The organism is Marinobacter panjinensis (genome assembly GCF_005298175.1).
Classification (GTDB): Bacteria; Pseudomonadota; Gammaproteobacteria; order Pseudomonadales; family Oleiphilaceae; genus Marinobacter; species Marinobacter panjinensis.
The window spans coordinates 3,197,474-3,211,340 of sequence record NZ_SZYH01000001.1; the positions used below are offsets into that span (position 1 = coordinate 3,197,474).

General features: G+C 58.6%; 13 protein-coding genes. 12 read left to right on the top strand and 1 reads right to left on the bottom strand.

Translation table 11 applies throughout. From position 1 onward, the window contains the following. Positions 1 to 14: 14 nt before the first annotated feature. The 12 genes from FDP08_RS14635 to FDP08_RS14690 all read left to right on the top strand — a co-directional run bounded on the left by FDP08_RS14635 (position 15) and on the right by FDP08_RS14690 (position 11,763). A complete protein-coding gene (locus tag FDP08_RS14635; RefSeq protein ID WP_137436863.1) occupies positions 15 to 1,337 on the top strand; it encodes a P-loop NTPase family protein in 1,323 nt (440 codons plus the stop codon). A gap of 5 nt (positions 1,338 to 1,342) precedes the next feature. Next, complete coding sequence (gene cpaB / locus FDP08_RS14640; protein WP_137436864.1) at positions 1,343 to 2,152, top strand: Flp pilus assembly protein CpaB; 810 nt, start codon at positions 1,343 to 1,345, stop codon at positions 2,150 to 2,152. 84 nt (positions 2,153 to 2,236) lie between these two features. Further along, positions 2,237 to 3,730 (top strand): type II and III secretion system protein family protein, encoded by a 1,494-nt coding sequence (locus FDP08_RS14645; RefSeq protein ID WP_137436865.1) that lies wholly within the window; start codon positions 2,237 to 2,239, stop codon positions 3,728 to 3,730. 10 nt (positions 3,731 to 3,740) lie between these two features. Next, complete coding sequence (locus tag FDP08_RS14650; protein WP_137436866.1) at positions 3,741 to 4,028, top strand: hypothetical protein; 288 nt, start codon at positions 3,741 to 3,743, stop codon at positions 4,026 to 4,028. Positions 4,029 to 4,044: 16 nt separating this feature from the next. Beyond that, positions 4,045 to 5,250, top strand: coding sequence for a Tad domain-containing protein (locus FDP08_RS14655; RefSeq protein ID WP_137436867.1), 1,206 nt, complete (start codon positions 4,045 to 4,047; stop codon positions 5,248 to 5,250). A gap of 29 nt (positions 5,251 to 5,279) precedes the next feature. Further along, positions 5,280 to 5,741 (top strand): TadE family protein, encoded by a 462-nt coding sequence (locus FDP08_RS14660; protein ID WP_137436868.1) that lies wholly within the window; start codon positions 5,280 to 5,282, stop codon positions 5,739 to 5,741. Continuing rightward, complete coding sequence (locus FDP08_RS14665) at positions 5,738 to 6,223, top strand: TadE/TadG family type IV pilus assembly protein (RefSeq protein WP_137436869.1); 486 nt, start codon at positions 5,738 to 5,740, stop codon at positions 6,221 to 6,223. Before FDP08_RS14660 ends, FDP08_RS14665 begins: the two co-directional genes overlap by 4 nt. A 21-nt stretch (positions 6,224 to 6,244) precedes the next feature. Next, positions 6,245 to 7,423 (top strand): CpaE/TadZ family protein, encoded by a 1,179-nt coding sequence (locus FDP08_RS14670; protein WP_137436870.1) that lies wholly within the window; start codon positions 6,245 to 6,247, stop codon positions 7,421 to 7,423. Between the two features lie 10 nt (positions 7,424 to 7,433). Next, positions 7,434 to 8,801: a TadA family conjugal transfer-associated ATPase gene (locus tag FDP08_RS14675; RefSeq protein WP_137436871.1), complete on the top strand. Its 1,368-nt coding sequence runs from the start codon at positions 7,434 to 7,436 to the stop codon at positions 8,799 to 8,801. A gap of 3 nt (positions 8,802 to 8,804) precedes the next feature. Continuing rightward, positions 8,805 to 9,788, top strand: a complete 984-nt coding sequence (locus FDP08_RS14680; RefSeq protein ID WP_137436872.1) for a type II secretion system F family protein — start codon at positions 8,805 to 8,807, stop codon at positions 9,786 to 9,788. An 11-nt stretch (positions 9,789 to 9,799) separates the two neighbouring features. Then, positions 9,800 to 10,753 (top strand): type II secretion system F family protein, encoded by a 954-nt coding sequence (locus FDP08_RS14685; RefSeq protein WP_137436873.1) that lies wholly within the window; start codon positions 9,800 to 9,802, stop codon positions 10,751 to 10,753. Positions 10,754 to 10,788: 35 nt separating this feature from the next. Beyond that, positions 10,789 to 11,763 (top strand): tetratricopeptide repeat protein, encoded by a 975-nt coding sequence (locus FDP08_RS14690; protein WP_170979038.1) that lies wholly within the window; start codon positions 10,789 to 10,791, stop codon positions 11,761 to 11,763. 42 nt (positions 11,764 to 11,805) lie between these two features. Here FDP08_RS14690 and FDP08_RS14695 read toward each other — a convergent pair whose 3' ends face one another. Continuing rightward, entirely contained in the window at positions 11,806 to 13,743 is a 1,938-nt protein-coding gene (locus FDP08_RS14695; protein WP_137437348.1) for a hypothetical protein, read from the bottom strand. Positions 13,744 to 13,867 lie beyond the last annotated feature (124 nt).

Here is a 13,867-nt window from a genome sequence, read left to right on the forward strand (position 1 = left end):
CTGGAGAATACGCAATGGAAGCTGAACTCCTGACCACAGAAACAAGGGATGTCTCTCCGGCGATGGCCGAGGCCCTTTCCCGGCCACACACCCTGGACGATACCGGCCTGGATCATTTCTTCGTGGCGGATCTGCTGCTCAAGCACCTCAATCTGGTCAGCAACCAGACCCTGCAACACCTGTCCCGTCAGATGGCGTTACCGGGGGCGGTGCTGGAGCCGGTGCTGAACCTGTTGCGCCGGGAGGCCAGGGTTGAGAGCCGCAGTGCGGATCTCTCCGATGGCGGTCTGCGTTATGCCCTGACGGATAGGGGACGAGCGGAGGCGCTGAATTCCCTGTCCCGGGACGGCTATTGCGGCCCGGCTCCGGTTCTTCTCAGGGATTACGAATCACTCGTCCGGCGCCAGTCAGTGTCCGGGTGTGTTGTTACCGAAGAGGATATGCACCAGTTGTTCCGCAATACCGTGGTCGAGGAGAGTCTGCTGGCGCAACTCGGCCCGGCAGTGCATTCCGGACGTGCCATGTTCATTTATGGTCCGGCAGGCAGTGGTAAAAGCTATATATCCCGCCAACTGGTGAAGTTACTCGCGGGGCCAGTGTACATACCCTATTCCCTGCTGGTGGGCGATACGGTGATCAGCCTGTTTGATCCTGAATTCCACCATCCGGTTACCGGGGAGCAGCAGGATCCCGTGCACCTTACCAACGGTCACGACCCCCGCTATGTTCTCTGCCACCGCCCGGAGGTAACCACCGGCGGTGAGTTGACCCTGGATATGCTGGATCTGAAATTTGACGAACAGCGCAAGCAGTACCAGGCCCCCATACAGCTCAAGGCCAGCAATGGCATGTTGCTGGTGGATGACCTGGGCCGCCAGCGGGTATCCCACGTGGACCTGCTGAACCGCTGGATCGTGCCCATGGAGGAAAAACGGGATTTCCTGAATCTCAGGGCCGGGCAGCACTTCGCCGTTCCTTTCGACATGTTGCTGATCTTCTCCACCAACCTGAATCCGCTGGATCTGGCCGACGAAGCCTTCCTGCGCCGGATCGGCCACAAGATCGGTTTCAGAACCCTGGCGCCGGAATCGTTTCTGCGGTTATGGCAACAGGTCTGCCGGGAAATGGCGATCGAAAACGACCCTGACGTTACTCGGTTCATGATGACAGAGCTCTATCCGACCCAGGACAACGTCCTGCTGCCCTGTCATCCCCGGGACCTGCTGGGGCTGGTCAGTGACTACTGCCGGTATCGCGGGTTGCCGGCGAGGCTCAGCCGGGAGTCCATTCACTGGGCCTGGCAAAACTACTTCGTGCACATGGATAACGTGGGGTGACCGTTATGTTCAAGTCAAGAACTGTTCTCATACTTGGTTTTGCCCTGATGATGGGGCTTGGCGCCGCCTACCTGGCCAGAGGCTGGGCGGTGGACCGCTTTGCGTCGCCCGCGACAGACGATGGTATTCCCGTGGTGGTGGCAGCACTGCAGGTCCCGTTCGGCAAGAAACTGGAAGCCAGTGATCTAAGGGTCGCCAATATGCCCAGTTCCATGGTGCCGTCCGGGGCTTATAAAGACATTGCCGAAGTAGAAAGCACGGTTGCCATGACCACGATGTATCCGGGCGAGGTGATCCTCAGGGAAAAAGTGGTGGCCTTCGGCGGAGGCAGCGCGCTGTCGGCCGTGATCGCGCCGAACATGCGGGCGGTGACTGTGCGGGTCAACGATGTCATTGGTGTCGCCGGCTTCCTGATGCCGGGTAACCGGGTGGATGTTGTTTCAGCTATCCCTAACGGGAACCGTCGCTATCATTCCCGCACTTTGCTGGAAAACGTCAAGGTACTGGCGGTGGACCAGACTGCGTCACCGGAAAAAGACAAACCGGTGATTGTGCGTGCCGTCACCCTGGAACTCAGTTCAACGGACGCCGAGGAACTTGTCAAGGCAACCCAGGAAGGGGTTGTGCAACTGGCGCTGAGAAATCCGCTGGACGACAGCATTCGCCCGCTACCCGAACCGAAACCGGAAAAAGAGAAGGTGGTGGCGGAAGTGAAGCCAGCGCCAAAGCCGGCGCCGCGAAGGGTGGTATCCACTACCTCAAGGGTCACGGTCATTCGTGGCACTGAAGTCACCACATCAAGGGTTTCCATGTAAGGGGACTTCCGGGGAAGCCTGTGGAATGGGACCGGCCGGTTGGTTTCGATAACCGGACAGGAAGTACAGATAGGGAGAGTGGCCATGACAGTAACGGCACGGAAATTAACGATTGAAGGTTATCTAATCAGCCTGGCTCTGCTTTGGGTGCTGGTGTTTCCGGCAGGGGCCAGTGCTCAGGCCATGCTCGCCAGCGGTATGAACAGACAGGTCGTGGAAGTTGCCCTCAACCAGTCCCAGATTCTCTACCTGGAACAGCCAGTGGCGAAAATTTCCGTTGGTAATCCGGACATCGCCGATATTCTCATTCTGCGTTCACGGCAACTGTACGTGGTGGGGAAAAAGCTGGGGACCACGAATGTCACCCTGTGGGACAGTGATAATCAGGTGGTCAGTGCCGTCGCGATTGAGGTTAACCATGATCTGGAAAGCCTGAAGTCCAAACTCCACCAGATCCTGCCGGGGGAAGAGGTTCAGGTTCGCTCTTCCCAGGATGCCATCGTTCTCAGTGGCGAGGTGAGCAGTGCCACCCGCATGACGGCGGCCCTCGACCTGGCCCGCAGCTACCAGGGCGGTGAGGAGGGCCGGGTGCTCAACATGATGCAGGTGGGCGGCGCGCAGCAGGTCATGCTGGAGGTTCAGGTGGCTGAAGTGTCGCGGGACTTCCTCAAACGTATTGGCGCCAAGTTCGCTGCCATCAATGCCAACTCGCTGCTGACCATCGGTGCAGCCAACAATGGCACGGCCCTGGCCCCGTCCGGCGCCTTTGTGCCCGGTGGCGGTTTTGACACGCTAACGGGAGGAGTGCCGGCTACCCAAGTTGTGCGTGAACCAATGACCTTTGAAAGCACCGGCCTGTTCGCCAGCTTCCTCGACGGCGACACCCTGTTTGATCTGGTGATCGACGCGGCCCAGGAAAACAACCTGGCCAAGGTGCTGGCCGAACCCACGCTGACAACGCTCACGGGCCAGGAAGCCACTTTTCATGCCGGCGGTGAATTTCCGATCCCTGTAGGCAGTGGTCAGGATGACGGCATCACAATCGAGTTCAAGGAGTTCGGTGTCAGCCTCGGCTTTCTGCCTACGGTCCTGGACTCGGACATGATCAGCCTCAAGCTCAATATCAAGGTCAGTGAGCTGAGCAACCAGAACTCCATTGCCCTGGAAGTGCCTGATACCTCTGCCACCTTCTTCATCAATGCACTGACCAGCCGCAGTGCATCATCCACGGTGGAGCTGGCGAATGGCCAGACCATCGGGGTGGCGGGATTGATCAACGAGAACCTCAGGGAGCGGGTAGACAAGTTCCCGGGGCTCGGGGACCTGCCGATACTTGGCAACCTGTTCCGCAGCCAGGAATACATTAAGGGCAAGACCGAGCTGGTGATTCTGGTCACCCCCCATTTCGCGAAACCTGTGGACCGCGAGCAGTTTACCCTGCCTACGGATTACTTCGTCGAGCCGTCCGATCTCGAGTTCTATCTGTTGGGCTATACGGAAGGCAGGCGCAAGCCTAGCACGGGGCCAAAGCCGGTCCAGCGCGGCAGTGTAAAGGGACAATTCGGCCATGAACTCTGAGGGAAATACCATGGATGCCTACAAAAGCAACGTGAAGACAGCAGTGGCCGGGCTGGCTATGGCAATGCTGATAGTGGGATGCGCCTCACCCAGCTCCGAGGATCAGTTCGGTAACTCAGTCCGTCAGATGATCGCTGCCCAGAAGTACGTCTCACCAGATCAGGAAGTGCGTGAGCTTCCTCTGCTGGATGGCCAGAAAGCGGAAGCCGGATACAACAGCTATCGCAAGGATACCGGCAACCCGGCGCGGATGTCTCCGGATATGAGTGGCAGCGCCGGGCTTGGGCTTCAGCGCTGAACAGGGAGGGCGGGCCATGGTCTCGCTTGGGAAAACTCACAGGTACCATCACGGGGCGATCCTGCCGCTGGCGGCCATTTCTCTGGTGGCCATTCTGGGGATGGCGGCACTGGCGCTGGATATCAGCAACGCCCATCTGGAAAAGACACGGCTGCAGAATGCTCTGGATGCTGCTGCACTCAGTGCTGCCAAGGTTCTGGACCAGACCGGCAGTACCGCCCTTGCCGATAGCGCAGGCCAGACCACCTTTGCCAGCAATCTGGCGGCGCCTGGCAATGCCGGACTTGGGGCCGCGGCCAGTGGCGGTAACCTGAGCCTGGCACTCGAATATTCCTCGACGCTGGATCCGTTTGTGTCAGGTACTGTGCCTGCCCAATACGTGAGGGCCGCAGTTGCAAATTATGACGTCGCGGAATGGTTTGCCCCGGTGCTCGGGTTTGATGACCTGACGATAGCCGGCACTGCGGTGGCCGGCCCCAGCCCGACGCTTCAGAAGGTCTGCAATGTTGCACCGGTCATGGCCTGCGGCACGCCACCGGCTGAGAGCCCACCAGGCACCACATTCGGCTATTCACGAGGCCAGGTAGAGCAGCTGAAAATCGGTTCGGGCACCAGTTCGGAAGTGGGTAATGGCAACTTCTACCTGATTCGACTCGATGGCAGCCAGGGTGGTGCCGATGTACGGGAAGCGGCAGCCGGGAAGTTTGATGCCTGCCTTTCCATCGGCGGCGAGGGCGACATCGAGACGGAACCCGGTAACACCGTGGGCCCCTTTGCCCAGGGGATCAATACCCGGCTGGGAATCTATAATGGGCCGGTCAACGCCACCGATTACCCGCCCGACTGGTTCACCAACCACACAACCTACACAGAACAGGACTACCTGGATCAGCAAATACCACCCTACGACCTGGATTGGTACGAATCGCAATACCAGACCGTCAATCCGGATCAACCACCGGAGGGCGCGCCCGGTCGACGTATCCTGACCATGCCGGTCGGCAACTGTGATGGATTGGCTAGCGGACAGGATAGCGTGGAGCTGCTTGGGTTCTCCTGCTTTTACATGGTGGACCGAATGAATCAGCAGGGGCAGGCGGTGTTTTACGGCCAGTTCAAGGACGATTGTGGCGGCAGCGGAGTACCCGGCCCGGATCCAGGCGCAGGCCCGGGGCCCCGCATCATCCAATTATACAAGGATCCGGATTCTATCGACAGCTGAACGCTGCGGGATAGGTGGGAGAAGGGGCAATGGGTGCATTTCACAGTACGGGGAAGCGACAACAGGGCATCGCCGCGCTGGAATTCCTGCTGACAGCCCCGCTGTTGCTGCTGGTGGTGTTTGCGGTCAGTGAACTGGGATGGGCATTTCACCAGTACCACACCATGACCCGGGCAACCCAGGACGGCGCCCGACACGCGGCCTCCAATGCCTTGCTTGGCAGTGTGGGGGTGATCTTCCTGGATAGCACCCTGGTGCAGGAGTCCAGCAATCTGGTGGTTTACGGCAACACACTGGGAGCGGGGGAGCCCCTATTGCCGGGCTGGTCACCGGGAGATGTCAGTGTGACCAGCCCGGACGCCAGCCACATCATGGTCAGCGCCCGATACAACTATGTGCCGATCGTGGGTCGCATCCCCGCGTTCTACGGCGGCGACCCGATCAGCCTGGCCTTTGAAATGAACGGTACGGTACAGATGAGGGCGTTATGAACATCAGGCCCCAGTCCGGTTTGCATACGGTGGAGTTCGCTCTGGTCGGTGCGCTGTTTTTTGTCCTGCTGTTTGCGGCCATTGAGTTTGGCCGCCTGATGTTCGTCTGGAATACGCTGGATGAGACCAGTCGGCGGGCCGCCAGGGTAGCCGTCGTCTGTCCTGTTGAGCATAGCGCGATCCGGCGGGTGGCCATGTTTGCCGAACCGAATTCGTCCGGAAACAGTCCGGTGCTCAGAGACCTGAATGAAGGCCTGATCAGCCTCCAGTACCTCACCGCTACTGGCGCTGTGGTGGCCGACACGACCGCCAATTTCCTGGATATTGCCTTCGTAAGAAGCGAGGTCAGCGGTTTTCAGCACCAGCTGATCATTCCTTTCTTTTTCCAGCAGTTTGAGTTGCCGCCGTTTATTACCGTGCTGCCCAGGGAGAGCCTGGGTGTTTCGCCGGAAGGTACCGGCTGTTTTGGTTCAGTCAGCTGAGTGAACAGGTAGGGAAAAGCCATGAAAACACCGATGACGGTTCTGATTGCAGGGCGCAACGCTCATGAACTGGAAGAGCTTGAACGGATGCTGGCCGATGAGCCGGGGATGTCCTTCCACAAACGCCTTATCAGCAATGGGCACTCCGATCCGCTCCATAATATAACGGAGCTGCCCGATGCACTGGTGTTTTGCACGACCGTGGCCTGGGAAGAAGAACTGAATTCGCTTGACCAGCGACCTGCCCAGGAGCGGGTGCCGACGATGATAACCGGCCCGGAAAATACCACGATCATGCGTGCCGCGATGCAGGTGGGGGCCCGGGATTATTTTACCTTCCCGGTGCATAAACAGGAGCTCATGGCGGCCCTGCGGCGTGTGGCCCGGCAGCTCCAGCCAGCGGGCAAGCAGGCCGGAGACCTGTTTGCGGTCATTAACGCCAAGGGCGGCTCTGGCGCCAGTACCCTGGCAGGCGCACTGGCCCACAGCCTGGTGGAAAAGATCGAGGACCGGGTGGCCTTGCTGGACATGGATCTGCAGTTTGGTCACCTGGCTTCGGCTTTCGACCTGAAAGAGAGCGGCGGCTTGATCGACGCCATCCTGCGTGCGGACAACATGGACCTGCTGGCGCTGGAGGGGCACATGGTGAAGCACAAGAGCGGGTTGCACCTGCTTGGTCATGGCACCGACCAGTTGGTTGTTCACGGTGATATCGATGAAAGACAGCTGCAGAAACTGATGACGCTACTGCGCTCCGGCTATGACCATACGGTGGTTGACCTGCCCAGGCAGATCGATGGCGTCACTGGTGGCGTGCTGGAGTCTGCTGACAGGGTGCTGCTGGTGATGCAGCAGACTATTGCCCATGTCCAGGATGCCCGCCGGCTGCTTCATTATCTCAACCACTATATGGGGATTCCTGCCGATCGGATCTGCGTGGTTGTTAACCGCTGGAACAAACGCCTTGCCCTGAGTACCGCTGATATCCAAAAAGCGCTGGGAGTCGCGGATCTTACCTGTATTCCCAATGACTATGCCAAGGTCGCAGAGAGCGCCAACATGGGAGTGCCACTGCTCGAAGCAGCGCCTTCGTCACTGGTAAGCCGCAGCCTGGTGCAAATGGCAGAGACATTGAGTGGCAAAAAGGTGGTGCAGCCGTCCGGTTTTGGTCGGATGTGGCAGAAACTGGCAGGAGCCTGAGGAGAGCGTTATGGAACCCAGCAGCATGAATGGCGGTCGCAGAGGCGAACTTGAGTCGCAACTGGTTACAAGTGGCATGGGGAAGGACCCGTCGCGCCGGGCCGAAGAAGAGCAGGAAAGGGTCTGGAAACAGAAAATTCACCAGAAGCTGATGAAGGTGCTGGACCTGTCCCTGTTGGGGACTCTGGGGCGGGGAGAGGCTGAGCGCCAGTTGGAGGAGATTGGCCAGCGGCTAATGTCAGAAGAATCCATGCCGCTTTCTCTGACCGCCCGTCAACGAATTCTTCAACAGATTCAGGATGATATCCTGGGCTTTGGTCCCCTGGAACCTTTGCTGGCGGACAAGTCCATCTCCGATATTCTGGTCAACGGCTATAACTGCATCTATGTAGAGCGCTACGGCAAGCTGGAGCGGGAAAGCGCCACCTTTCAGAACGACACCCATCTGCTGAATACGATTGATCGCATTGTCTCCAGTGTCGGGCGCCGGATCGACGAGTCTTCGCCGATGGTGGACGCACGGCTGAAGGATGGCTCGCGCGTAAACGCCATTATCCCGCCGCTGGCTGTCGACGGGCCGTTACTGTCCATTCGCCGTTTCTCCATTGAAGGCCTGTCAATGGAGACCCTGATCGAAAAAGGCACACTGACGGCGCCTGTTGCCGAGCTACTCAAGGGCATTGTGCAGGGCCGGCTGAACATTCTGATCTCCGGCGGTACCGGCTCCGGTAAAACCACTCTGCTCAACGTCATGTCCGGATTTGTGCCGGACGACGAGCGGATTGTGACTATTGAAGACTCTGCCGAGCTGCAACTTCAGCAGCCTCATGTCGCGCGCCTGGAAACCCGCCCGCCAAATATTGAAAACAAGGGCGAAGTCACGCAGCGGGATCTGGTGCGTAACAGCCTGCGGATGCGGCCCGATCGCATTATTGTCGGCGAGGTCAGGGGCCCCGAGGCTCTGGACATGTTGCAGGCGATGAACACCGGTCACGATGGTTCCATGACCACCCTGCACGCCAACGCGCCCCGGGATGCCCTGACCCGGATCGAGAATATGGTGTCGATGACGGGCACCACCATGCCGACGAAAGCCATCCGTTCCCAGGTGGCTTCCGCCATTGATGTGGTCCTGCAGGTCGAGCGTCAGGAAGACGGGACGCGTCGCCTGGTGAGTGTGCAGGAGATCAACGGCATGGAGGGTGATGTAATTACCATGTCCGAGATTTTCACCTTCCGCCGCCTCGGCCGGGACGAACAGGGCCGTGTACAAGGCAATTTCTGGGCAACCGGTATTGTTCCCCGTTTCCAGGAACATCTTCATCAGCGGGGGATTGTATTGCCGTTATCAATCTATGATCCGGACTTCGGGAGCTGAGCCATGGACGTACTGGGAGATAAGCTGTGGGTATTCCTTGTCCTCGTCTTTGTGGCGGTTTTTCTGTTGTCCCAGGGGCTGGTTGTTCCGGTATTCGGAGAGAATCGCGGCGCCCGTAAGCGCCTTAGCCAAAGGATGAAAAACCTGACTGCCGGGGACGGAGAAGTTGAGCGGGTATCTCTCATGAGAGAGCATTACCTGCGGGACCTCTCCCCCCTGGAAAAACGACTGGAAACCCTGTCGTTGCTGGAGCCATTGATCACACTGATTGCCCAGAGCGGCTACCGCACCCGCGCCTATCGGGTCGTTCTGCTGGCGCTGCTGTTGGCGGTGACGGCGGGTTTCGTCGGTTATTATTTCAAGAGCACCTGGTGGATACCCGTGCTTTTCGCCCCGTTTGGCGCCTCCCTCCCGTTTCTTTATCTGCGCCGAAAACGCAGCCAGCGGATTGCCAAGATCGAGGAGCAGCTACCGGATGTGGTGGATGTGATTATCCGTGCCCTGCGGGCAGGGCATCCTTTTATCGAAGCTATACGCCTGGTGTCCACCGAAATGCCTGGCCCGGTGAAGGAAGAGTTCCAGACCACCTTTAACGAAATCAATTACGGGGGAGATGTCCGCTCCGCACTGCTGGGGCTGCTGCAGCGGGTTCCCAGTGTGCTGATCATGGCGTTGATCACCGCCGTTCTGGTGCAGCGGGAATCCGGAGGCAATCTCGCCGAGGTGCTGGAGAAAATCGCCTCCGTCATCCGGGGCCGTTTCCGCTTCCAGCGACGGGTGCGGACCCTGTCCGCAGAGGGGAGGATCTCAGCCTGGGTGCTTACCATGACCCCATTTGTTCTGTTTGTACTGATTTCGCTGGTCAATCCGGACTATATGCCAATGCTCACTGAAAGCCCACGTGGCGGTGATATTGTTCTGGTGGCCCTGGTGTTGATCGTGATCGGCGTTTTCTGGATCAAAAAGATACTCAATCTCAAGGTTTAGGGAGAAAAGCCATGGATTACCTGATTGGAATGCTCGATAGCATTATCCAGGATCGTCAGACGGCGCAAATGGCCTTTGTGGTACTCATCGCGGTTGCTGTCTTTTGTGTCGCCCTGGCGGGGGTGTTCCTGATGTCGACGTTTTTTCATCCGGTGCGCAGCCGTCTGCACAATGTGGTGGCGCCGGAGGCCAGTGAGGCACCTGGTGAAGGCTCGTTCGCGCCATTGGTCAAGTCGATCTCTCCCTATGTACTGCCCAAGAAAGAAAAAGAACTCAACCGGACGGGCCAGCGACTGGTCCACGCCGGCTTCCGCAGTGAAAACGCTTTGTCTAATCTCTACGCCATAAAAACCCTGTTGATCGTGGGCCTTCCTCTGGCCGTGTTCCTCGGGCTGAAATGGGTGCCCGGTCTGAGCAGTATGGCAATCATACAGGCGGCGGCAGGGGCCATGTTAGTGGGAGCGCTTGGCCCCAACTACGTATTGGGCAAGTTGATTGAACGCCGTAAACGCAAGCTTTACAACGGCTTTCCGGATGCCCTGGATCTACTGGTGGTATGTACCGAGGCTGGATATGGCCTGAAACCGGCAATACAGAGGGTGGCCGATGAACTGGTGGTTGGGCACCCGGAACTGTCGGAGGAGCTCGCCCTGGTGAACAGTGAAATGCGGGCCGGTGTGGACCGGATCGATGCCCTCAAGAACCTTGCCGAGCGGACTGGCCTGGAGGAAATCGGTGGTCTCGTAGCGCTGCTCAGCCAAAGCCTCCGGTTTGGTACCAGTACGGCTGAGTCCCTGCGGATCTATTCCGAGGAGTTCCGCGATAAGCGGATGCAGCGGGCGGAAGAGGCAGCCGGAACTATCTCCACGAAGATGGTGTTCCCTCTGGTGTTATGTATGTTTCCCGCGTTCTTTGTCGTGGCGATAGGTCCGGCCGTTGTCGGACTTCTGGATCATTTCAAGTGACAACCCTGTCCACAGCAATAATCCGAGGATTTACCATGATGACCTATCAGAATACAAAGCAACTGGATCGGGATAGCCTGGCTGCGTTCTGGCACGGCGTTCGGAAACTGCGCGGACTGTGTGCCCTCATTACGGCGCTCACTCTTTACGGTTGCGCCAGCAGCCAGACGGTAGAATCCGGCAACAGTTATACAGAGCTGTATGAAGGCACGTCAGAGCTGACGTTTTCCACGCTGATGCCAGTGGAATCGGCGGAGGAAGCGATCGCAAGGGGCGATGCAGCCTACCGGCGAGGCAACGTGGATGAAGCGGTGTTCGAGTACATACGCTCATTGGAGCTGGATCCGGACAATGCCGATACCCTGTACAAAGTCGGTACTATCAATCTTCACAAGGAAGCCGATAACAAGGCCGCTTCTGCCTTTCGCCTTGCGCTTGAACAGGATGCAGACCATCCGGGCGCCCTGGAAGGCCTGGGGTTGATGATGATGAAGCAGCGGGAATACGAGCAGGCACGGGCCATGCTGGAGCGGGCGGTTGAAGCTGACAGCAACCGGTGGCAGGCGTGGAATGCCCTGGGGATAATGGCCGACCTGCGCGGTGATTTTAACAGTGCGCTGGATTTTTACGACCGGGCACTGGCACTGTCTTCCCGCAACGCAAAGCTCCACAACAATCTGGGCTACTCGTACTATCTCATCGGAAAATGGGACCGGGCGGAGCACCAGTACCAGACTGCTCTGGGAATTGACCCACGGCACGAGCGTGCGTGGCGAAATCTTGGCCAGCTCTATACCCGCCTGGAGCGTTATGACGAAGCCCAGGAGGCATTCACTAGAATCATGAACGAGGCCGATGCCCTGAACACTATGGGTTATATTCGCATGGCCGAGGGTGACTACCCGCAAGCTGAGGTTTTCTTTGCCAGGGCCGCCAAGGTATCACCCAGCTATCATGTGACGTCCAATGAAAATCTGGCACAGGTCCGGCGCCTGATTATGCGTGAATAGCTCCGGATTCTTCTGCGCTTGAGGGCATGGGGATCAACCTTCTCAGTCTTCGCCTTCCGCAGCCGCCCAACTGCCATATCCCAGCTCCATAACCCTGGCCACTTCCTCCTCCGGTATGGCAGTGAGATCACCCAGCTCCAGGGTGTCGTAATGGAAGGCATACAGCCGTGAGGTGAATTCCGCGATGGGCAGGGAGGCCTCGCCGCGAATTTCGCCGTTTCCCCGTGTTGCGCAGGTAATGCCCTGGCCCCAGTCCTGGCCGCTGTCGTTGTTGGGGTTAAAAAAATACACCCGCATCTCGTTGGTTGGGCTTAAGGCTACCCGTTGGATGGTAATGGCGTGGCGCCCGACAAAGCGGGCGGCGCTGTCGGTAACGGCAATTCCAGCTGGCTGGGGGTGAATAACTGGCAGGTTACCGTTGTAGTAGGGGTGGTAGCCGGCATAAAAGTGCCGAACGAAATCGTCATAGTCCTTCACTTCACCGGTATGGATGTCTGCCACTACCTTGAAACCATGGCTGACCCACCAGCCATAGAATTCCGGGTTGATCCAGCGGTGGGCGTCATCGTCCCGATCCTCACAACGGCGCCACATCTCGCCGTAGAGACGGTCCAGATGGGGAATCAGGATCAGGGAAACCGGGTCCACATCCACCGGTGCTTCCTTGACCAGCCCCGGCTCCAGGTCCCTGGACGACACTTCCCAGCCCTCGAATCGACCCAGTACTTCATTGTCTCGTGCCGCCCAGGCCAGAACCTGGAGCAGATAATCTGCCTCGTTGGCCGCCCACATGGACAACCCGATGGCGGACTGGCAACTGGGATTGTTGCCCTGGCCCACGCCCAGTGGCTGCCCAAGCAGGTTCAGCACACCGGCCAGCAGGAACACCCGGGGAGGCACGGGATCGCCGAACACTTCTATCAGAGCCTTTTCGGTTTCCGGCGAAAGCTTGAGCTTGATCTGACGCCAGAGCGCCTGCGCCACCACAGGGGTAAACAGCGAACCACGCTCCAGCATCATGGTGAGACCATAAACCGCCTGGCAGGTTTCCGGGTAGATGCCCTCGTCGATCAGTGAATGAACCAGCTGGCTGTAACAATAGAGGTCATCCAGACCAGTCATGGTCAGCCCCAGGGCTTTGGGGATCAGTTCGTCTTCATTACTGGTGCGAAGAAACCGCAGAAAAACGGCATGATAGGGCGATGCCAGCCCGGTGTCGTGCATATTGCGGGCGAATTCCTTGGCCTCCACCGAAAGCGCTCCGTAGTCCATCTTGGCAAGGCGTAGTTGGTAAACATCCAGGCCGGGGTCTTCCTTGCTGCCGGGGGTGGGGGCGAACAGGGCTCGTACCAGGCGGGTGGCATCCGCAGCGCCGGTGGTCTCAAGGTCCGGGTCGTACAGGCATTTGGCGATCTGGCCGATCATGTCGCAGATGCTGTCCACCTGTACCGGCCCCTGCTCCAGGAGCCGCCATACTTCAGCTACAAGACTGTCCAGCAAGCTTTCGTAGCCAAGGTGGGAAATCAGGTACTGGTAAAGGCCCTGTACGACGGTGCCGAGCTCCTTCGGCCGCTCACGGTCAGCTTCAGTGAGCGTGCCGGAAAGCAGATCCAGGTTCAGGGCCATGACCTGGGTGAGGAAGTGCCGGGCCTGCTCCGAGGAAATGCCGCGGTGAAAGTAGTCGCCACGAACCACCGCCAGCAGGCGGATTTCGCTGATCGCCTCCACAACCGTGGTGACAGCGCCTGCTTCGCGCAATGAATGCTTTGCCAGGGCGGGCTGGAGGATGGCCGGTGTGGACCAGTCGCTGGTGCCGAAAATACCTGCTGATTCCAACGCACCAACCCGACGGTACAGCACATCAAAGCCGCCCGGCGTTGTCATCAGCATTCGCGCCCGCTCCAGCAGGTTGAGGCTGGACGCCTGGGAAGAAACGCGCCGGGCGCGGGCAAAATCCGCGAGGGCCGCATCAAATTGCATGGAGGCCTTGGCGATGTTCAATAGTCAGCTCCTGTTGTGTTATTTCGCACTCGTTGGGGCAGGTAAGACCAACTTTATTGGCAGTGTAGTTGCGTCGGAGCCAGAAACGAAGCCGCTGGCTACC

Excerpts from the sequence above, each read along its gene's own strand:
- FDP08_RS14635 (WP_137436863.1), top strand. The coding sequence starts at position 15 with ATGGAAGCTGAACTCCTGACCACAGAAACAAGGGATGTCTCTCCGGCG.
- cpaB (WP_137436864.1), top strand. The coding sequence starts at position 1,343 with ATGTTCAAGTCAAGAACTGTTCTCATACTTGGTTTTGCCCTGATGATG.
- FDP08_RS14645 (WP_137436865.1), top strand. The coding sequence starts at position 2,237 with ATGACAGTAACGGCACGGAAATTAACGATTGAAGGTTATCTAATCAGC.
- FDP08_RS14650 (WP_137436866.1), top strand. The coding sequence starts at position 3,741 with ATGGATGCCTACAAAAGCAACGTGAAGACAGCAGTGGCCGGGCTGGCT.
- FDP08_RS14655 (WP_137436867.1), top strand. The coding sequence starts at position 4,045 with ATGGTCTCGCTTGGGAAAACTCACAGGTACCATCACGGGGCGATCCTG.
- FDP08_RS14660 (WP_137436868.1), top strand. The coding sequence starts at position 5,280 with ATGGGTGCATTTCACAGTACGGGGAAGCGACAACAGGGCATCGCCGCG.
- FDP08_RS14665 (WP_137436869.1), top strand. The coding sequence starts at position 5,738 with ATGAACATCAGGCCCCAGTCCGGTTTGCATACGGTGGAGTTCGCTCTG.
- FDP08_RS14670 (WP_137436870.1), top strand. The coding sequence starts at position 6,245 with ATGAAAACACCGATGACGGTTCTGATTGCAGGGCGCAACGCTCATGAA.
- FDP08_RS14675 (WP_137436871.1), top strand. The coding sequence starts at position 7,434 with ATGGAACCCAGCAGCATGAATGGCGGTCGCAGAGGCGAACTTGAGTCG.
- FDP08_RS14680 (WP_137436872.1), top strand. The coding sequence starts at position 8,805 with ATGGACGTACTGGGAGATAAGCTGTGGGTATTCCTTGTCCTCGTCTTT.
- FDP08_RS14685 (WP_137436873.1), top strand. The coding sequence starts at position 9,800 with ATGGATTACCTGATTGGAATGCTCGATAGCATTATCCAGGATCGTCAG.
- FDP08_RS14690 (WP_170979038.1), top strand. The coding sequence starts at position 10,789 with ATGATGACCTATCAGAATACAAAGCAACTGGATCGGGATAGCCTGGCT.
- FDP08_RS14695 (WP_137437348.1), bottom strand. The coding sequence starts at position 13,743 with ATGCAATTTGATGCGGCCCTCGCGGATTTTGCCCGCGCCCGGCGCGTT.